Annotated in this window: 16 protein-coding genes; 13 read left to right on the top strand and 3 right to left on the bottom strand. The window is 66.4% G+C overall.

Going from position 1 to position 18,727, the window contains the following annotated elements:
* Positions 1-158: 158 nt before the first annotated feature.
* The 9 genes from smc to AAFF19_RS14375 all read left to right on the top strand — a co-directional run bounded on the left by smc (position 159) and on the right by AAFF19_RS14375 (position 12,976).
* Complete coding sequence (gene smc / locus AAFF19_RS14415; protein ID WP_342720439.1) at positions 159-3,683, top strand: chromosome segregation protein SMC; 3,525 nt, start codon at positions 159-161, stop codon at positions 3,681-3,683.
* Between the two features lie 150 nt (positions 3,684-3,833).
* Positions 3,834-4,949, top strand: a complete 1,116-nt coding sequence (locus tag AAFF19_RS14410; protein WP_342720438.1) for a cell division protein FtsZ — start codon at positions 3,834-3,836, stop codon at positions 4,947-4,949.
* Between the two features lie 14 nt (positions 4,950-4,963).
* The gene (gene ligA, locus AAFF19_RS14405; RefSeq protein WP_342720437.1) at positions 4,964-7,075 is read left to right on the top strand and encodes an NAD-dependent DNA ligase LigA; all 2,112 of its coding nucleotides are present in this window, start codon (positions 4,964-4,966) and stop codon (positions 7,073-7,075) included.
* The gene (locus tag AAFF19_RS14400) at positions 7,075-8,046 is read left to right on the top strand and encodes a patatin-like phospholipase family protein (RefSeq protein ID WP_342720436.1); all 972 of its coding nucleotides are present in this window, start codon (positions 7,075-7,077) and stop codon (positions 8,044-8,046) included. The genes ligA and AAFF19_RS14400 overlap by 1 nt, the downstream gene beginning before the upstream one ends.
* A 70-nt stretch (positions 8,047-8,116) precedes the next feature.
* Positions 8,117-10,462, top strand: coding sequence for a transglycosylase domain-containing protein (locus tag AAFF19_RS14395; protein WP_342720435.1), 2,346 nt, complete (start codon positions 8,117-8,119; stop codon positions 10,460-10,462).
* A 377-nt stretch (positions 10,463-10,839) separates the two neighbouring features.
* Positions 10,840-11,394 carry a sigma-70 family RNA polymerase sigma factor gene (locus AAFF19_RS14390; protein WP_008904271.1) on the top strand — a complete coding sequence of 185 codons (555 nt, stop codon included), beginning with the start codon at positions 10,840-10,842 and terminating at the stop codon, positions 11,392-11,394.
* Between the two features lie 14 nt (positions 11,395-11,408).
* Positions 11,409-11,867 carry a zf-HC2 domain-containing protein gene (locus AAFF19_RS14385; protein ID WP_008904272.1) on the top strand — a complete coding sequence of 153 codons (459 nt, stop codon included), beginning with the start codon at positions 11,409-11,411 and terminating at the stop codon, positions 11,865-11,867.
* A complete protein-coding gene (locus AAFF19_RS14380) occupies positions 11,864-12,337 on the top strand; it encodes a periplasmic heavy metal sensor (protein ID WP_008904273.1) in 474 nt (157 codons plus the stop codon). The genes AAFF19_RS14385 and AAFF19_RS14380 overlap by 4 nt, the downstream gene beginning before the upstream one ends.
* Positions 12,338-12,487: 150 nt before the next feature.
* On the top strand, positions 12,488-12,976 hold the full coding sequence (locus AAFF19_RS14375) for a hypothetical protein (RefSeq protein ID WP_008904274.1): 489 nt from the start codon (positions 12,488-12,490) through the stop codon (positions 12,974-12,976).
* Positions 12,977-13,030: 54 nt separating this feature from the next.
* On the opposite strand, the gene AAFF19_RS14370 is transcribed toward AAFF19_RS14375, so the two are convergent.
* Together AAFF19_RS14370 and AAFF19_RS14365 are read right to left on the bottom strand one after the other, a co-directional pair.
* Complete coding sequence (locus tag AAFF19_RS14370; protein WP_182118587.1) at positions 13,031-13,582, bottom strand: NUDIX hydrolase; 552 nt, start codon at positions 13,580-13,582, stop codon at positions 13,031-13,033.
* A gap of 99 nt (positions 13,583-13,681) precedes the next feature.
* On the bottom strand, positions 13,682-14,377 hold the full coding sequence (locus tag AAFF19_RS14365) for a fumarylacetoacetate hydrolase family protein (protein ID WP_182118588.1): 696 nt from the start codon (positions 14,375-14,377) through the stop codon (positions 13,682-13,684).
* A gap of 88 nt (positions 14,378-14,465) precedes the next feature.
* On the opposite strand from AAFF19_RS14365, the gene AAFF19_RS14360 reads away from it, so the two are divergent.
* The 3 genes from AAFF19_RS14360 (at position 14,466) to AAFF19_RS14350 (ending at position 16,573) form a co-directional block, all read left to right on the top strand.
* Positions 14,466-14,921 (top strand): MarR family transcriptional regulator, encoded by a 456-nt coding sequence (locus tag AAFF19_RS14360; protein ID WP_182118589.1) that lies wholly within the window; start codon positions 14,466-14,468, stop codon positions 14,919-14,921.
* 93 nt (positions 14,922-15,014) lie between these two features.
* Positions 15,015-15,683: a maleylacetoacetate isomerase gene (gene maiA / locus AAFF19_RS14355; RefSeq protein ID WP_342720434.1), complete on the top strand. Its 669-nt coding sequence runs from the start codon at positions 15,015-15,017 to the stop codon at positions 15,681-15,683.
* Positions 15,683-16,573 carry a laccase domain-containing protein gene (locus tag AAFF19_RS14350; RefSeq protein WP_342720433.1) on the top strand — a complete coding sequence of 297 codons (891 nt, stop codon included), beginning with the start codon at positions 15,683-15,685 and terminating at the stop codon, positions 16,571-16,573. The genes maiA and AAFF19_RS14350 overlap by 1 nt, the downstream gene beginning before the upstream one ends.
* Here the strand turns inward: AAFF19_RS14350 and AAFF19_RS14345 are convergent.
* Positions 16,493-16,828 (bottom strand): hypothetical protein, encoded by a 336-nt coding sequence (locus AAFF19_RS14345; RefSeq protein ID WP_182118591.1) that lies wholly within the window; start codon positions 16,826-16,828, stop codon positions 16,493-16,495. The genes AAFF19_RS14350 and AAFF19_RS14345 overlap by 81 nt on opposite strands.
* A gap of 128 nt (positions 16,829-16,956) precedes the next feature.
* Between AAFF19_RS14345 and phaC the strand changes: the two genes are divergently transcribed.
* On the top strand, positions 16,957-18,657 hold the full coding sequence (gene phaC, locus AAFF19_RS14340; RefSeq protein ID WP_182118592.1) for a class I poly(R)-hydroxyalkanoic acid synthase: 1,701 nt from the start codon (positions 16,957-16,959) through the stop codon (positions 18,655-18,657).
* Positions 18,658-18,727 lie beyond the last annotated feature (70 nt).

Genomic DNA, 18,727 nt, shown 5'->3' with positions numbered 1-18,727 from the left:
GCCTTCCACCACGCCCGGGGCCTGGGATCGGGCAGGCGGCGCGGTATCATTCCGGCCTTGTCCACACCCGGCCCAGCCGGAGTGTTTAGCGCCGGGACTGCGCACCGGCGCCCGGTATGACCCCTGCGTCCCACCTGCTTTTATCCGCCATCTGACCCGTGCGTCTTACCTCGATCAAGCTTTCCGGTTTCAAGTCGTTCGCTGAACCCACCAACTTCATGCTGCCCGGGCAACTGGTCGGCGTGGTGGGGCCCAACGGCTGCGGCAAGTCCAACATCATGGATGCCGTGCGCTGGGTGCTGGGCGAGAGCAAGGCCAGCGAGCTGCGTGGCGAGAGCATGCAGGACGTGATCTTCAGCGGCACCACCACCCGCAAGCAGGCCAGCCGCGCCAGTGTGGAGCTGGTGTTCGACAACTCCGACCACCGAGCGGGCGGCCAATGGGGCCAGTACGGGGAGGTGGCCGTGCGCCGGGTGCTCACGCGCGACGGCACCAGCAGCTACTACCTCAACAACCAGCCCGTGCGCCGCCGTGACGTGCAGGACGTGTTCCTGGGTACGGGCCTGGGGCCCCGTGCCTACGCCATCATCGGCCAGGGCACCATCAGCCGCATCATCGAAAGCCGCCCTGAGGAACTGCGCCTGTTCCTCGAAGAAGCGGCCGGTGTCTCCAAGTACAAAGAGCGCCGCCGCGAGACCGAAAACCGCCTGTCGGACACGCGCGAGAACCTCACGCGGGTTGAAGACATCCTGCGCGAGCTGAACGCCAACCTCGAAAAGCTCGAAAAGCAGGCCGAGGTCGCCGCCAAGTACAACACCCTGCAGGCCGACGCAACGCTCAAGCAGCACCAGCTGTGGTTTTTGAAGCGGGCCGAGGCCGAGGAGCAGCAGAACAAGGTGCGCCTCGACGGCCTGCAGGCCGTGAACGACCTGGAATCGCGCATGGCCGATCTGCGCGCGGTGGAGTCTGATCTCGAAACCATCCGCCAGGCCCACTACGCCGCTGGCGACCAGGTGAACCAGGCCCAGGGCAAGCTTTATGAAGCCACGGCCGAGGTCGGCAAGCTCGAAGCCGAGATCCGCTACGTGATAGAAGGCCGCCAGCGCGTGGAGCAGCGCCTGGTCACGCTGGCCGAGCAGATCGCCCAGTGGCAGGCCCGCAAGGAAGAGGCCGATATTGAGCTCGAAAACCTGGCCGGTGCCGGTGTGGACGCCGAAGAACGCGCCGAGATGCTGGCCGCCCAGGTGGAAGAGCAGGCCATGCAGCTGCCCGACCTGGAAGAGGCCCTCCGCCAGGCGCAAAGCCGCACGGCCGAGCAACGGACTGCCGTGGTGCAGGTGCAGCAGCAGATTGGCGTGCTCGCTGCCGAGCAGCGCAGCTTTGACGAGCAAAGCCGCCAGCTCGACGCCCGCTTTGAGCGCCTGCGCACCGACCGCAACGCGCTGGCCGCGCCCGACGAAGCCCGCCTGACCAACCTGCGCGAGCAGCTCGAAGAAGCGCAAGAGATCGCCGAAACCACCGCAGCCCGACTGCACGAACTGCAGGAGTCCGTGCCCCAGCTGGACGACGACCGCCGCGCCCGCCAGCAGGCTGTGAATGCCGAAAGCGCCCGCCAGGCCGACCTGTCTGCCCGCATGGAGGCCTTGAAGGCGCTGCAGGAAAAGGTCAAGACCGACGGCAAGCTGCGCCCCTGGCTCGCCAAGCATGGCCTCGACGGCCTGCAAGGCCTGTGGAGCCGCATCCACATCGAGCCCGGTTGGGAAAACGCGCTCGAAGCGGCCCTGCGCGAGCGCCTGGCCGCGCTGGAAGTAGGGCGCCTGGACATGGTCCGCGGCTTTTTAGGGTCCGGCGGTAACGATGCGCCGCCCGCCCGCCTGGCCTTCTACAGCGCCCCGGCTGCGGGCCACCCCGAAACATCGTCACCCCACGCCCGCCTGTCGGACCTGCTGCGCCTGAACGACGCGGGCCTGCGTGCCGTGTTGGTGGACTGGTTGCAGGGCTGCTACACCGCGCCCACGCTGGACGACGCTCTGGCCCGCCGCAGCTCGCTGCAGCCCGGCGAAGTGGTGTTTGTGCCCACGGGCCATGCGGTCAGCGCCCACAGCGTGAGCTTTTATGCACAGGACTCCGAGCAGTCCGGCATGCTGGCCCGCGCGCAGGAGATCGAGCACCTCGAAAAAGAGCTGCGCGCGCAGGCGCTGATCGCCGAAGAATCGCGCACGGCCCTGGTCCGCGCGGAGGCGGCCTATGCTGACGCCTCCCAGCGCCTCGTGGCCGCACGCCGCGAAGCCACCGAAACCCAGAGCCGCGCCCACGAGCTGCAGGTCGAAACCCTGCGCCTCACGCAGCTGGCCGAGCAGACCCGCGCGCGCAGCCAGCAAATCGACGGCGACCTGGCCGAGGTGGAAGCCCAGCTGGCCGACTTGCAGGAACGCCGCGTGGCCGCCGAGGCGCGCTTTGAAGAGCTGGACATGCAACTGGCCGACAGCCAGGAGCGCGAGGCCCAGCTGGGCGACAAGGTCATCGAAGCCGAGCGCAAGCTCACCGCTTGCCGCGAACAGCAGCGCACGCTGGAGCGCCAGGCGCAGGAGGCCACGTTCTCGCAACGCAGCCTGGAGGCGCGCCGGGGTGAACTCAACCGCTCCATCGAAACCGCCACGCAGCAGGCCAAGGCCCTGGCCGACGAGGAGCAGCGTGCGCGCGACGAACTCGCCCGCCTGTCCGACGCCGCCGCGCAGGGCGGCCTGCAGGCCGCGCTCGAAGTGAAGATGGAGCGCGAAAAGGCACTGGCCGCCCAGCGCAGCGAATACGACGACCTCACCACCAAGCTGCGCGCCAGCGACGAGCGCCGCATGCAGCTGGAGCGCGCGCTCGACCCACTGCGCCAGCGCATCACCGAATTCCAGCTCAAGGAACAGGCCGCGCGCCTGGGCCTGGAGCAGTACACCACCTTGCTGCAAGACGCCCAGGCCGATCTGGAAGCCGTGGCCCGCTCCATCGAGGAAGGCAATGTGCGCATCGGCGGCCTGCAGAGCGAAATCGACCGCCTGCACCGCGAGATTGCTGCGTTGGGCGCCGTCAACCTGGCCGCACTGGATGAATTGAAGCTCGCCAGCGAGCGCAAGGTGTTCCTTGATGCGCAGACCGCCGACCTGACCGAGGCCATGAACACGCTGGAAGACGCGATCCGCAAGATCGACGGCGAAACGCGCCAGCTGCTCTCGGGCACGTTCGACACCGTGAACGCGCACTTTGGCCGCATGTTCCCCGAGCTGTTCGGTGGCGGCCAGGCCAAGCTCATCATCACGGGCGACGAAATCCTCGACTCCGGCGTGCAGGTGATGGCCCAGCCACCCGGCAAGAAGAACCAGACCATCCACCTGCTGTCGGGGGGCGAAAAAGCCCTCACGGCCATCGCGCTGGTGTTTGCCATCTTCCAGCTCAACCCCGCGCCGTTCTGTTTGCTGGACGAGGTGGACGCGCCGCTGGACGACGCCAACACCGAGCGTTATGCCAAGCTGGTGTCCAGCATGAGCAAGGGCACGCAGTTTTTGTTCATCAGCCACAACAAGATCGCGATGGAAATGGCCGAACAACTGATCGGCGTGACCATGCAGGAGCAGGGCGTGTCGCGCATCGTGGCCGTGGATATGGAATCGGCCCTCTCCATGGCGGAACTATGAGAGCCCCCCTGAGTCGCTTCGCGCCTTCCCCCCGAGGGGACGACGCCCTCGCTGCGGGGCGGCCCTTGCTAGGCGTCCCTGGCATGGGTTGCGCCAGTTGCGACGGCAGCGGGCGTGCACAGCGCAACGCATAGCTGAAAATCTTTCTTTATGAGCACATTGCAACTGAGTCTGGCCATCATCGGCGGCCTGGTGCTGGCCCTCATCGTGGCCTACAACACCTGGACCTCGCGCCGCAACGCGCCCAAGCGTGCCCTGCCCGCAGAGCACGACCCGGCGGCGGAGCCCGCCCAGCGCCTGGAGCCCGGCTTTGACGCAGGCGCGGCCGGGTCCATGCCGTCCGGCGAGTTCCATGGCCTGGACCGGGGGCCGGAGCCGTCCGAACACAATGTGGACGCGGCCGATGCCCTGCAACTGCCCGTGCCCCCGTTTTCGCCCGAGCGCCGCCCGGGGCTGGACCCGCTCATCGACGTGATCGCCTCACTGCAGCCCGAGCACGTGGTGTCGGGCGACGCCGCCCTGGCCGCGCTGCCCCCCACGCGCCGCGCGGGCAGCAAGCCCTTTGCCATCGAAGGCCTGAACGAAGCCACCCAGCAGTGGGAAACCCCGGCCCCCGGCCAGCGCTACCAGTCGTTCCAGGCGGGGGTGCAGCTGGCCAACCGCATGGGCGCACTCAACGAGATCGAGTTCTCCGAGTTCGTGGTCAAGGCCCAGGCCTTTGCCGACGCGATCAATGCCGCCCCCGACTTCCCCGACATGCTGCAGGAAGTGGCCCGCGCCCGTGAGCTCGACCAGTTCGCCAGCGACCACGATGCCCAGCTCATGTTCATGCTGCGCGCCCGCCAGGCTGCCTGGAGCCCCGGCTACGTGCAGCAGAACGCTGCCCGCCTGGGTTTTGTGCCCGGCGCCATGCCCGGCCGCCTGGTGCTGCCTGCCGGCACCCAGGGCCTGCCGCCCTTGCTCACGCTGGGTTACGACACGCAAGCCGCGTTGGCCGACGACCCCGACCAGTCCGCCATCCGCGACATCACGCTGAGCCTGGACGTCGCCCAGGTCCACCGCACCGAGCAGCCCTTTTCCCGCCTGCGCGACGTGGGGGCCGCATTGTGCGAAACCATGGACGGCGTGCTGTGCGACCAGAACGGCACGCCGCTGCCCGCCATGGCCATGGACCCGATCGCTGCAGACCTGGAGCTGCTGTACGACCAGCTGGATGGACGCGATCTGTCGGCGGGGTCGGTGTTGGCGCGGCGCCTTTTCAGCTGAGCGCCGGTGCGGCCATGACCGACAATCTGGATCTTTTTTCGGCTCCAGCGCCCGTGGATATTGCGCCACCAGCTATCAAAATAAAAGCACTGCGCGACCAGCTCAACCAGTGGGCGCACCAGTACTACGTGCTGGACGAACCCACGGTGCCCGATGCCGAATACGACCGCGCGTTCCGCGAACTGCAGGCGCTGGAGGCCGCGCACCCCGACCTCATCACCCCCGATTCGCCCACGCAGCGCGTGATTGGTGCGGTGATGGAGGGCCTGGCCCCTGTGCGCCACACGGTGCCCATGCTCAGCATCCACACCGAAACCGACACCGAAGCCACTGGCGCGCAGGCGTTTGATGCCCGCGTGCGGCGCGAGCTGGGCCTGTCGGAATCGGACCCTGCCATCGAATATGTGGCCGAGCCCAAGTTCGACGGCCTGGCCATGAGCCTGCGCTACGAAAACGCCCGCCTGGTGCAGGCCGCCACGCGCGGTGATGGCGAGGTGGGCGAGGATGTGACGCACAACATCCGCACCATCCGCCAGATTCCGCTGACTTTGCCTGACGGCGTGCCGCCGCTGCTGGAGGTACGTGGTGAGGTCTACATGCGCCGCGCCGACTTCGACGCGCTGAACGAGCGCCAGCGGGAGCAGGGCGGCAAGACCTTTGTGAACCCGCGCAATGCCGCTGCGGGTGCGGTGCGCCAGATGGACTCCGGCATCACCGCCCAGCGCCCCTTGAGCTTTTTTGCCTATGGCCTGGGCGCCATCACGCCGCCCGGCGATGGCGGGCCGGTGTTCCGCACGCACTACGAGATGCTGCAGACGCTGAAGTCCTGGGGTTTTCCAGTTGCAGCGCAGGTGCAGATTGCGGTAGGTGCTACGGAATTGGTAGCGTTTCACCAGCAGGTGGGCGCCAGCCGCGATGCGTTGCCCTACGACATTGACGGGGTGGTCTACAAGGTCAATTCGCTGCAGCTGCAGCGCGACTTGGGTTTCAAGACCCGCGAGCCACGCTGGGCTGTGGCGCACAAGTACCCAGCACAGGAGATGGCCACCAAGATCGAAGGCATCGATGTGCAGGTGGGCCGCACCGGCAAGATCACGCCTGTCGCGCGCCTCGCACCCGTGTTTGTAGGGGGCGTCACCGTTACCAATGCTACGTTGCACAACCTGTTCGAGATCCGCAAGAAGGGTGTGCGCGTGGGCGACACCGTCATCGTGCGCCGCGCGGGCGATGTGATTCCCGAGGTGGTGGGCGTGATGCCGGGCAAGCGCACGGGCTATGTGCCCAACTTCCGCATGCCCACAGCCTGCCCCGTGTGCGGTAGCGATGTGGTCCGCGAAAAGGGCGAAGCCAACCACCGCTGCACGGGCGGCCTGTTCTGCGCCGCGCAGCGCAAGGAAGCCATCCTGCACTTCGCCGCGCGCCGCGCCATGGATATCGAGGGCCTGGGCGACAAGCTGGTGGACCAGCTGGTGGATGCCAACGTGATCCGCACGCTGCCCGACCTGTACCGGCTGGGCCTTACATCCCTCATCGCGCTGGAGCGCATGGCCGAAAAATCGGCCCAGAACGTGCTGGCCGCGCTCGAAAAATCCAAGCAGACCACCTTGCCGCGTTTTCTGTTTGGCCTGGGGCTGCGCCATGTGGGCGAGGCCACGGCCAAGGACCTGGCGCGGCATTTCGGCACGCTCGACGCCATCATGGATGCGAGCGTGGAGCAGTTGCTGGAGGTGAACGATGTGGGCCCCGTGGTGGCACAGAGCCTGCACACCTTCTTCCAGCAGCCGCACAACCGCGAAGTGGTCGAACAACTGCGCGCCTGCGGCGTGACGTGGCCCGAAGGCCCGGTGGCCGAGCGCGCTCCGCAGACCCTGGCGGGCAAGACCGTGGTACTGACCGGCACCTTGCCCACCCTGAGCCGCGACGCCGCCAAGGACATGCTGGAAGCCGCTGGCGCCAAAGTGGCCGGTTCGGTCAGCAAGAAGACCAGCTATGTCGTGGCGGGCGAAGAGGCCGGCAGCAAGCTGGCCAAGGCGCAGGAGCTGGGCGTGCCGGTGCTGGACGAAGCCGGCATGCTCGCGCTGCTGGCGGGTCACGCGGACCTGGCAACTCCCCAAGGGGCGCAGTGATGGCGCTGGCCCGGCGCGCTCCCCGGCTGGGCCTGGCCCTGGGCAGCGGCTCCGCGCGTGGGTGGGCGCACATCGGCGTGCTGCAGGTGCTGGACGAGGAGGGCATCCGGCCCGACATCGTCTGTGGTTCGTCGATTGGCGCGCTGGTGGGGGCCGCCTACGCGGCCGGCGAGCTGCAGCGGTTCACCGAATGGGTGCAGGGCCTGGGCATGCGCGACGTGTTCGGGTTCATGGACTTCAACATCACCGGGGGCATGCTCAAGGGCGAAAAGCTCATTGCCTTCTGGCGCCGCAACTTTGCGGACTTCGACATTGACCGCTCGCCCATGCCGTTTGGCGCCGTGGCCACCGACCTGCACTCGGGCGCCGAAGTCTGGCTGCGCCACGGTTCCATCGCCGATGCGGTGCGGGCCTCCATCGCGCTGCCGGGGCTTTTCACGCCCGTGGTGCGCGACGACGGGCGGCTGCTGGTGGATGGTGGCCTGGTCAACCCGGTGCCCGCATCGCTGGCCCGGGCCATGGGGGCCGACATCGTGATTGCGGTGGACCTGAACTCCGACATCCTGCACCGCCACATGCGGCCGCTGGCCGTGGTGCGCGAGGCGCCCGCCCCCGAGGCGCTGGAGGCAGACGCTGCCGGTGCCGCTGCCCCGGAGCCCGTGCCCGAGCCGACCCGCAATGTCGACTGGGTGCGGCGCCTGAAGTTCTGGACGCCCGATGCCGGCGCGGCGGCGCCCGTGGCCCGGCCGGTGCCGGTGCCCTCCGTGCTGGATGTGGTGATGACCAGTGTCAACATCATGCAGATGCGCATCACCCGCAGCCGCATGGCGGGCGACCCGCCGGAAGTCATCGTTGCGCCCGCGCTGGCAAACCTGGGGCTGCTCGACTTCCACCGCTCAAGCGAGGCCATTGCCGAAGGCCGCCGGGCCGCCCAGGCCAGCCTGCCGCAGCTTCAGAGGTTCATGGGCTGATGAACTATTATTTTGATAGCTGCTTGCGCTTTACTGATAAGCGTCAGCGGCATTTTTTATTCAATTTCTGATGACATCTACTTCTTCAGCGCAGGCACTGTGGGCCCGGGTGCGCGGCGCACTGGCCTTCGTTTTCCGCCGGCCGCAGCGCCTGCTGTCGCTGCGCAGCGGCTGCTGGCTGCTGGCCATGGTGCCCGTGGCGCTGCTGGTGTACGCGCTGGCGCTGGTGCCCTTCACGCCCGGCATCAGCGACATCCGCAAGGCCAAGAGCGAACTACCCGCGCAGCTCGTGTCGGTGGACGGCAAGCTGCTGGCCGAATACCGCTGGGCCAACCGCGAATGGGTGGAGCTCCACCAGATATCCCCCAACGTGGTCAAAGCCCTCATCGCCACCGAAGACCACCGCTTTTACGACCACTTCGGGCTGGACTGGAAGCGCACGGCATCGTCGGTGGTGCATACGCTGCGGGGCGATCCGCAGGGCGGCTCCACCCTCACGCAGCAGCTGGCGCGCAATCTGTTTCCCGAGGAGATCGGGCGCTCGCGCGTGTTCCCGCAGGCGCTCACGCGCAAGCTCAAGGAGGCGATCACGGCCGTCAAGATCGAGGCCTCGTACACCAAGGACGAGATCCTGGAGACCTACCTCAACACCGTACCGTTTCTGTACAACGCCTACGGCATCGAGATGGCCGCCCGCACGTATTTCGACAAGTCGGCCGACAAGCTCAACGTGCTGGAAAGCGCCACGCTGATCGGCATGCTCAAGGGCACGGCCTACTACAACCCGGTGCTCAACCCCGAGCGGGCGCTGGCGCGGCGCAACACGGTGCTGTCGCAGATGGTCAAGCGCGGCCAGCTCGGGGCTGACCAGTTCGAGCGGCTCAAGGTGCGCCCGCTGGGGGTCAACTTCGAGCGGCAGACCGAGGTCATGGGCCCGGCATCGCACTTTGCGATGCAACTGCGCAAGCAGCTGCTGGACTGGGCCGACAGCCGGGGCTACAACCTGTATGCGGATGGTCTCATCATCCGCACCACCATTGATTCGCGCCTGCAGGCCATCGCCAACCGTGCTGTGGCACGCCACGGCCAGCAGCTGCAGGGCGTGGCCGACACCGCCTGGTCGCAGCGCAATGGCTGGGGCCCGGGCAACGAGCTGGTGCAGACGCTGGTGCGCGAGAGCGCGGAGTACCGTGCGGCGCTGGACAAGGGCGAGGCGCCTGAAGACGCGCTGCAGACCCTCCTGGCCGACGAGGCCTTCCTGCGCAGGCTGCGCACCGAGAAGACGCGTGTGCAGGCGGGTTTTCTTGCGCAGGACCCGGTGACCGGCCATGTGCTCGCCTGGGTGGGCAGCCGCGACTTTGCGCAAGACCCGTTTGACCATGTGCAGGCGGCGCGGCGCCAGCCGGGCTCCACGTTCAAGCCGTTTGTGTATGGCGCGGCGTTTGCCAACGGGGCATCACCCAACGACACGCTGATGGACTCGGCCGTGGAGATCCCGCTGGGCGGCGGCCGCGTGTGGCGCCCCACCGATGGCCGCGCCCCCAGCGATGAGCCCATGACGCTGGCGGATGGCCTGGCGCTTTCCAAGAACACCATCACCGCCCAGGTGATGCAGCAGGTGGGACCGGCCCGTGTGGCCGAGGTGGCACGGGCTTTGGGCGTGCGCCAGTCGCCGCTGGAGGAGGTGCCGTCCCTGGCCCTGGGCACGAGCCCGGTCACCCTGAAGGAAATGGTGACGGCCTACAGCTCCATCGTGAACCTGGGCCGCTATGTGGAGCCCGTGCTCATCACCCGCATCGAGGACCGCCATGGCAAGGTGCTGGAGACCTTCGCCAGCTCCGCGCCCGCGCCGGTGTTTGACGCGCGTGCGGCGCAAACCCTGCGCAACACCATGCGTGGCGCGGTGGACAAAGGCACGGCCACGGCCATCCGCACGCGCTACGGCATCCAGGCCGACGTGGCGGGCAAGACCGGCACCACGCAGGACAACACCGATGGCTGGTTCATCCTGATGCACGCGCGCGTGGTGGCGGGCGCTTGGGCGGGCTTCAATGATGGCCGCATCACGCTGCGCAGCGACTACTGGGGGCAGGGCGCACGCAGCGCACTGCCCATGGTGGGCGAATTCATGCAGCAGGGGCTGCGCGCCAAGGTGATAAATGCCAGCGAGCGGTTTGTGGATGAATTCGACGTGCCGCCCCCAGCGGACACGTCGCTGGGCAGCATGCGCGAATGGATTCGTGGGCTGTTCAGTAGTGGTGATACCCCCTCTGCACCACCAATGCCCCCGCCAGGCACCTTGCCCCCGGTGACTACGGACGATGCACCGTATGTGCCGCGGCAGCCCACTGCGCCCCCCGCGCCGGTCGTCGTCACCCCTCTTGCGCCCCTGGCGCCCGCCGTGCCAACGCAATAACGGGTTGGCGAGTGGGCGGTTGAACCGTTGATCGGCGTAGAAGACACTGCCGCTGCATGGTGTTCGATGCCGACGCCGTGTCTCCCCAGAGGGCGCGATGCAGTCGTTGACAGGGGCCGCAGAGTTCTTGCCACGCGTGGCATCCGACAGGTGAACCACCACACTCGAAAGTCGGCCCCATACCCTGCTTTCGGCAAAAAGGTGGGCTCTCGCGGTGTTGCGGTTCTAGGGTTTCATGAGCCGCTCTCGACCGGTCGCTGGGCCTGCCTCCGTGCTCGGGTACATGCCAAGATGCGGGCGCGAGCGGCGCCAGGTCCAGAATGAAAAAAATAGAGGGAACATTCTGGTGCGCTGCGCGTTGAAGCAGTTGTTCAACCATGCGAATCTTCAGCCACCTCGATGACGAAGAATGCGCCGCGCACGCACAGCGGGGCGACCGCGCGGCGTTTTCCGAGCTGGTGGTGCGGTTTCAGGATCGTATCTACCGCTTTCTGGTACGGCTTACTCGGTCGCCTGACGACGCACTGGAGCTGACGCAGGAAACGTTCCTGAATTCCTACCAGGCACTGCCGCGTTGGACACCCGATGCCCGGCTGAGCACCTGGCTGTTTCGCATTGCCCGCAACCTGGCTTTTGACTGGCTGCGGCGGGGCAAGCGCGTGGACTTTGTGCCCTGGGACGAAGACGAAGCCGCCAGCCACCCCAACCCCGCACCGCCACCCGATGCCGTGCTGGAGACGGCGCAGCGCTACCAGGGACTGGAAAAAGCCCTGGCGCGCCTGCCCCCCGAACACCGCGAGATCCTGCTGCTGCGGGAAATCGAAGAAATGTCCTATGACGACATTGCCGCCGTGCTCAACCTGAACACCGGCACCGTCAAGTCGCGCATTGCACGGGCGCGCGCTGGACTGCTGGAAAAAATGCCGCGCTGAATGGAGACCTCGCCATGACCTGCCCACGACACGCCGACTTGTCTGCCTATGCGGACGACATGATGCAACCCGCCGAACGCGCCCGCTTCAGCCAGCACGTGGCGGGCTGCCCGGTGTGCCAGCACCGGCTTGATGAAATTACCGCCCTGGGGCAGAGCCTGCGCGCCATGCCGTCGCCCCAGCTGGGCTTTGATCTGACTGCTCAACTGAATGATCGACTCAACCAACGCTTGCGTGACCGCCAGCGCGCGTCGCGTCCAGGGCCTACCTGGGCCGGCTGGTTGGGCTGGATGCCGGCAGGGCTGGCTGGCGGACTGGCGCTGGCGTCGGGCATCTGGCTGGGCGGCCTGCTGCTGGGCGGCGGTGCTGCCATTGCACCGGGTGCCGGTCTGGTGCGGGTGTTCGATCCGGTGCCGCCGGGTGGCCTGTGCGCCGCCGCAGAACTCTGTCGTCTTTCGAAAGGAATGCCATGAACCGCCGCAGCGTACCCGCATGGCTTCTGGCCGTGTCGCTGGCCCTGAACGCGGGCATCCTTGTAGCCGTTGCCATGCACCTGTTGCAACCGCAGTCGAGTGTGGATGCCGTGCGGAAAAGTCCCGTGAACCTGCCAGATTACCTGGAACTGAGTGCCGAGCAGCGCCTGCGCTGGCAACAGCTCGAACCCGACTTCCTGCGCGATCTGACCGCGAACTGGGCCGAGATCCGGCGCCACCGCGAGGCGCTGGTGCGTCACATTTTTGCCGACCCGCCGCAGCGCGGCGCCATCGACGCAGAGCAGGCCCGCATTGCCGCCTTGCAGGACGTGCAGCAGCAACGCGTGATTGCGCAACTGCTGGCGGAGCGCGCGCTGCTCGACGAGGGGCAGCGTGCCCGCCTGATGACCCTGCTGCTCAGCCGCTATGCCCAGGAATCCACTGAAGAGGAACTTCTGCACCGCGATTGATGCCTGGGCGTAGCCGCTGAGGGGCGTGGCAGCCAAAGGTTTTATCAATAAAAGATGCAAATACTTGGAACATTTTTGATCACTCTTCGTTTGAAGCAACAAGGCCCGGCAATTGCCGGCCCTTTTTGTTCAACCTACCGGAGTCTTCTCATGAAATCCCCTCTGTACCTTGTGCTCGCCGCCGCCTTGACCCTGCCGTTTGCCACGCTGGCTGCCAGCCCGAGTGCCCATGACCACGGTGCGACCGCGCCCCAGAAAATCGAACTCAATGCGGGCAAGAAATGGCACATCGATGCCCCGCTGCGCCAGGGCATGAATGCCATGCACAAGGCCGTGAACCGCACGCTGGCGCTGGCCCACGCGGGCAAGGCCCAGGCAGCCGACTACGACGCCTTTGGCGCGGAAGTCTCCAAACAGGTCGCGTACATCGTGGAGAACTGCAAGCTCGAACCCCAGGCCGATGCCCAGTTGCACATCGTGATCGGCGAGATTCTGGGCGGCGTGGATGCCGCGCAAGGCAAGGAAGGCGACAAGGCGCGCGCGGAAGGGGTGGTGAAGGTGGCCCAGGCACTCAACACCTATGGCAGTCATTTCAACCACTCAGGATGGAAAGCCATTCCTTTGCCTTTGTCGCACTGAGCGAACACGGGCCAGTGCGTATGGCCGCCGCCGGCCGCAGGCTGTGGCGGCGCGTTATTCCACGTCGATGCAGTGCAGCCCGAACTGGCCGGCCCTGCGGTCGGCGAAATACGCCTCAAGCGTTTGCTTCACTGTACGAAAAGCCAGCTCGTCCCACGGTATTTCTTCTTCTGTGAACAGGCGCGCTTCGATGGTTTCGTAGCCGGGATTGAACTGGTCACTGAGCAAGGCCGCGCGGTAGAACAGGTGCACTTGACCCACGCGGCGCACGTTGAGCAAGCTGAACAGCGGGCCCATCTCAATCTGCGCGCCGGCCTCTTCGTCGGTCTCGCGGGCGGCACCCTGGGCGGTGGTTTCGTCCAGTTCCATGAAACCTGCGGGCAGCGTCCATTTGCCCCAGCGCGGCTCGATGTTGCGTTTGCACAGCAGGATTCGCCCGTCGGCCAGCTCAGGCACGGTGCCCACCACGTTCAGCGGGTTTTCGTAATGCACCGTGTTGCACTCGGGGCAGACGGCGCGCGGCTTGGTGTCCCCGTCGTCTGGCAGGCGGTACACCACGGCGGTGCCACATTCGCGGCAGTGTTTGATGGGGCTGCGGTGGGTCATGCAGGGTTTTGAATGAAATAGAGCGCTAGCGCTTATGGCGTAAGCGCTAGCAGCTATTAAAAAGTGAGTATATGGCGGCGCGCCTGAGCGTGCCCGGCGCTACACCACGCTCAGGCGCAGCGTGCCCAGGCCCGATACGCCGCCTTCCAGCACATCCCCGCGCACGACCGCGCCCACGCCTTCAGGGGTGCCGGTGTAGATCAGGTCGCCGGGCTGCAGCTCCCACGCGGCCGACAGGTGTTCGATGGTTTCGGCGATGTTCCAGATGAGCTGGGCCACGGTGCTGCGCTGCTTGTCTGTGCCATTGACCTGCAGCCAGATGTCGGCCTTGGCCACGTCACCCGCCTGGGCTGCCGGGGTGATGGGGCCGATGGGGGCGCTGGCGTCAAAGCCCTTGCCGATGCACCAGGGGCGGCCCTGCTTTTTCATGTCGTTCTGCAGGTCGCGGCGTGTCATGTCCAGGCCCACGGCATAGCCGAAGATGTGGCTCAGCGCATCGGCGGCCTGGATGTTTTTGCCCCCCTTGCCAATGGCGACCACCAGTTCGATCTCATGGTGCAGGTTGGCGGTCAGGCTGGGGTAGGGCAGCTGGCCGGTGTCTCCGGCATTTACCACCACCAGTGCGTCGGCCGGTTTCATGAAGAAGAAGGGGGGCTCGCGCCCGGTGAAGCCCATCTCTTTGGCGTGCTCTTCATAGTTGCGCCCCACGCAGTAAATGCGGTGCACGGGAAAGCGGTCGTTGCTGCCCGTAACCGGCACGCTGGCCACGGGTGCGGGAGGAAAAACGTAGCTCATGTCAGCCTTTCATGGGTGATTGGTCAAGCACTGCGTGGCAGTGTGCCATGGGCAGGGGCGGCCTGCTGCGGGCGCTACACTCGCGCCCATGGCAAAGAGCTTCGATTTCCACAACACGCCCGGCCATCTGGTTCGCCGTGCGCACCAGCGTACCGTGGCGCTGTTCATGGAAGAGACCGCAGGGTTTGATGTGACACCGGTGCAGTTCGCCATCCTGCACGAGTTGTTGGCCCGTCCGGGGGAAGACCAGGTCACGCTGGCATCGCGCGTCGCCTTTGATGCGGCCACCTCGGGGTCGGTGATCGGGCGACTGGAAAAGCGCGGCTGGATCCGGCGCGAGCCCGACACCCGCGACCGCCGCCGCAAGCTGCTGTGGATCACGCCGGAAGGCGAAGTGGCTGCCCTTCAGATGCGCGACGCGGCCCAGCGAGTGCAGGAGCGCCTGACGGCACCGCTGACCCCACAGGAGAGTGCGGTCCTGATGGAGCTTTTGTCCAGAATCGTCTACAACCACCAGGACCCGGCGGGCACATCCGGCGCCTGATGGCCGCGCCAGCGGCGCCCCTCCTGCTGCCTCCGTTGCGCAGTCGGGGTCGAGCGCCCAGGCACCTTCCTTCCATTCACCACAGATCCCTGCATGCAGCTCTACAACTACTTCCGCTCCTCCGCCTCGTTCCGTGTGCGCATCGCGCTGCAGATCAAGGGACTGGGGTATGACTACGTGCCGGTGCATCTCGTCAAAGGCGAACACCAGGCCGCTGACTATGCCAGCCGCATTGGGGATGCCCTGGTGCCCACGCTGGTCACGGACGACGGGGCGGCCCTCGCGCAGTCGATGGCCATCATCGAATACCTGGACGAAACCCACCCCACGCCTGCGCTGCTGCCGGCCGACGCCCTGGCCCGCGCGCGCGTGCGGGCCCTGGCACAGATGGTGGCGTGCGAGATTCACCCGCTGAACAACCTGCGCGTGCTCAGGTACCTGGTGCGGGAGCTGAAAGTGCCGGAAGACGCCAAGAACGCCTGGTACCACCACTGGGTGCGCAGCGGGCTGGAGGCTTTCGAGCGCCAGCTGGCACTGCTCGCGCAAGAGCGCGCGGCCCTGGGCCTGCCGCCCTCGGTGCTGTGCTGGGGCGACACGCCCACGCTGGCCGACTGCTGCCTGGTGCCGCAAATCTTCAATGCCCAGCGCTTCAACGTGCCCCTGGACGGACTGCCGCTGACCCTGGGTGCGTTCAACGCGTGCATGGCGCTGCCTGCCTTCCAGCAAGCACAGCCCTCGGCCTGCCCCGACAGCGAGGCCTGATGGCCCGGCCTGGGCAGATTGCCTTGCACGACTGGCTGGTGCCCGACTGGCCAGCCCCCACCGGTGTGCACGCTGTGTGCACCACCCGCCATGGGGGCGCAAGCCTGCCCCCGTTCGACAGCCTGAACCTGGGCAGCCACGTCGGCGACGACGCGCAGGCCGTGCAGACCAATCGCGGCATCCTGCAGTCGGCGCTGCAGGCGCACACGCCCGGTGCGCGCGCGGTCTTCCTGAGCCAGGTGCATGGCAATGGCGTGGTCTGCCTGGAGCCTTCCACACCCGACGGTACCGAGGCCGACGCGTGCGTCGCGAGCACCCGGGGAGTGGTCTGCACCATCATGGTGGCCGACTGCCTGCCCGTGTTGCTGGCCCACCGCTCGGGACTTGTTGTAGGCGCCGCGCACGCGGGCTGGCGTGGACTGGCGGGTGCGCACGGCCGGGGCGTTCTGGAGGCGGTTTTTGAACGTTTTAGTACTCTGGCGCTTGATGGTAAAGCGCCAACAGCTATCAAATACGAAGCAAAACCCGGTATCCCGGAGTCAAGCCTTGCCACGCCAGTCGCGCAGGACACCCTGGCCTGGCTGGGGCCCTGCATCGGCCCGCAGGCGTTTGAAGTGGGGGCCGAGGTGCGCGCCGCCTTTTGCGACACCGACCCGGCCGCGCAGCACTGCTTTGTGCACCGCGCGGGCGCACCGGGCAAATTCCTGTGCGATCTGCCGGCCCTGGCCCGCCTGCGCCTGCGGGCACTGGGGATCCAGGGTGTATATGGCAACGACAGCACGCCCCCATGGTGCACCGTGGCCAACGCGTCACGGTTCTTTTCGCACCGGCGCGACAGCGTGGCCCTGGGGGGCAGCGGGCGCCTGGCCGCCAGTATCTGGCTCGGCTGAGTCCGGGCCGGCAGCCTGCTGGGCCGCGAGCGCCGCCTGTTCTGCGTCGTGGGCCGCCTGCTCGGCCGCCTCGCGCGCCTTGATCTTGCGTTTGCGGCCGGGCGTACCCAGGATGTACACCAGAATGCCCATGGGCAGCAGCCCGTAAAGCGCAAACGTGACCAGCGCGCCCAGCAGGGTGCCCTGCGGGCTGGTGGCTTCGGCCACGGCCATCATGAGCGTCACGTAAGCCCAGGTAATAACGATGAGGTACATTGGTTTGTCGTGTTCAGTGCAAGCGTGGGAATCCGTTGCCACGCGCGGTGGCGTCGGCAACAATGGACCGGAAAAACCAGCGGGCCGAGCCCCTGCCGCTGCAAGCGATCAACCATCGAGGTAAGAGAATGAATTCTGAATCACCGTGGGCCGAGAGCGCTCAGCAGTTCCAGAAGATTTTCGGGCAAAGCTGGGCGCAGGCCCTGCAATCGTTTCAGAAACTGGACTTGGGCACGCAAGTACCTGCCGCGGCTCCGCTGAAACTCTCACAGAACAAATTGCAGGCCTTGCAGCAGCAATACCTCAAGGATGCCCAGGAGCTTTGGGCGCAGGGCCTGCAGGGCATCCCCGAGGTCAAGGACAAGCGCTTTGCGGGCGAGGGCTGGGCCAGCAACCCTGTGGCTGCGTTTTCTGCCGCCGCTTACCTGCTCAACGCCCGCACCCTGATGGGCCTGGCCGACGCCGTGGAGGCCGACGAAAAGACCAAGGCGCGCATCCGGTTCGGCGTGGAGCAATGGATGGCCGCCATGGCGCCCAGCAACTTTCTCGCCTTCAATGCCGAAGCGCAGAAAAAAGCCATCGAGACCAAGGGCGAGAGCATTGCCAAGGGAATGCAGAACCTGCTGCACGACATCACGCAGGGCCATGTGTCGATGACCGACGAAAGCCTGTTCGAGGTGGGCCGCAACGTGGCCACCACCGAAGGCGCGGTGGTGTACGAGAACGAGCTTTTCCAGTTGCTCGAATACAAGCCGCTCACCGCCAAGGTGTATGAGCGGCCCTTCCTGCTCGTGCCGCCCTGCATCAACAAGTTCTACATCCTGGACCTGCAGCCCGAGAACTCGCTGATCCGTTACGCCGTGGAGCAAGGCCACCGCACCTTTGTGGTGAGCTGGCGCAACCCCGACGACAGCCTGGCCCACACGACCTGGGACGATTACGTGGAAGACGGCGCCATGGCCGCCATCGACGTGGTGCAGAACATCACCGGCGCCGAGCAGATCAATGCGCTGGGCTTTTGTGTGGGCGGCACCATCCTGTCGAACGCGCTGGCCGTGCTGGCAGCGCGCGGCGACGAGCCCGTGGCCAGTGTCACCTTCCTCACCACGCTGATTGACTTCACCGACACGGGCATTCTGGACGTGTTCATCGATGAGGCCTTCGTCAAGTTCCGCGAGATGCAGATGGGCAATGGCGGCCTGATGAAGGGGCAGGACCTGGCGTCCACCTTCAGCTTCTTGCGCCCCAACGACCTGGTGTGGAACTACGTGGTGGGCAACTACCTCAAGGGCGAGACGCCACCGCCGTTCGACCTGCTCTACTGGAACAGCGACAGCACCAACCTGCCCGGGCCGTTCTACGCCTGGTATCTGCGCAATTTCTACCTCGAAAACAAGCTGGTGAAGCCGGGCAAGCTCACCGTGTGCGGTGAGAAGATGGACCTGTCCAGCCTGACCCTGCCGGTGTATATCTACGGCTCGCGCGAGGACCACATCGTGCCCATCAACGCTGCCTATGCGTCCACGCAGGTGCTGCCGGGCAAGAAGCGATTCGTCATGGGGGCTTCGGGCCACATTGCGGGCGTGATCAACCCGCCCGCCAAGGGCAAACGCAGCCACTGGATCCGTGCGGACGGCAAGCTGCCCGCCACACTCGACCAATGGCTAGGCGGTGCGACAGAACACCCCGGCAGCTGGTGGCCGGACTGGTCAGGCTGGCTCAAGAGCCATGCCGGCAAGCAGGTTGCAGCGCCCAAAACCTACGGCAAGGGCACCAAGTTCAAGGCCATCGAACCTGCGCCCGGTCGCTACGTTAAGCAAAAGTCCTGACTTATAAGTCTCCACAAGGGCTGCGAGAATCAGCTCGCATCCCGCCGGGGCGCGAAGCCGCTCCGCACTG

The sequence above is a fragment of the Acidovorax sp. FHTAMBA genome, from assembly GCF_038958875.1.
GTDB lineage: Bacteria > Pseudomonadota > Gammaproteobacteria > Burkholderiales > Burkholderiaceae_C > Acidovorax.
This window is presented reverse-complemented; position numbering and strand designations above follow the sequence as displayed.

Coding starts and splice junctions, on each gene's coding strand:
- AAFF19_RS14410 (WP_342720438.1), top strand. CDS start 3,834: ATGAGCACATTGCAACTGAGTCTGGCCATCATCGGCGGCCTGGTGCTG.
- ligA (WP_342720437.1), top strand. CDS start 4,964: ATGACCGACAATCTGGATCTTTTTTCGGCTCCAGCGCCCGTGGATATT.
- AAFF19_RS14400 (WP_342720436.1), top strand. CDS start 7,075: ATGGCGCTGGCCCGGCGCGCTCCCCGGCTGGGCCTGGCCCTGGGCAGC.
- AAFF19_RS14395 (WP_342720435.1), top strand. CDS start 8,117: ATGACATCTACTTCTTCAGCGCAGGCACTGTGGGCCCGGGTGCGCGGC.
- AAFF19_RS14390 (WP_008904271.1), top strand. CDS start 10,840: ATGCGAATCTTCAGCCACCTCGATGACGAAGAATGCGCCGCGCACGCA.
- AAFF19_RS14385 (WP_008904272.1), top strand. CDS start 11,409: ATGACCTGCCCACGACACGCCGACTTGTCTGCCTATGCGGACGACATG.
- AAFF19_RS14380 (WP_008904273.1), top strand. CDS start 11,864: ATGAACCGCCGCAGCGTACCCGCATGGCTTCTGGCCGTGTCGCTGGCC.
- AAFF19_RS14375 (WP_008904274.1), top strand. CDS start 12,488: ATGAAATCCCCTCTGTACCTTGTGCTCGCCGCCGCCTTGACCCTGCCG.
- AAFF19_RS14370 (WP_182118587.1), bottom strand. CDS start 13,582: ATGACCCACCGCAGCCCCATCAAACACTGCCGCGAATGTGGCACCGCC.
- AAFF19_RS14365 (WP_182118588.1), bottom strand. CDS start 14,377: ATGAGCTACGTTTTTCCTCCCGCACCCGTGGCCAGCGTGCCGGTTACG.
- AAFF19_RS14360 (WP_182118589.1), top strand. CDS start 14,466: ATGGCAAAGAGCTTCGATTTCCACAACACGCCCGGCCATCTGGTTCGC.
- maiA (WP_342720434.1), top strand. CDS start 15,015: ATGCAGCTCTACAACTACTTCCGCTCCTCCGCCTCGTTCCGTGTGCGC.
- AAFF19_RS14350 (WP_342720433.1), top strand. CDS start 15,683: ATGGCCCGGCCTGGGCAGATTGCCTTGCACGACTGGCTGGTGCCCGAC.
- AAFF19_RS14345 (WP_182118591.1), bottom strand. CDS start 16,828: ATGTACCTCATCGTTATTACCTGGGCTTACGTGACGCTCATGATGGCC.
- phaC (WP_182118592.1), top strand. CDS start 16,957: ATGAATTCTGAATCACCGTGGGCCGAGAGCGCTCAGCAGTTCCAGAAG.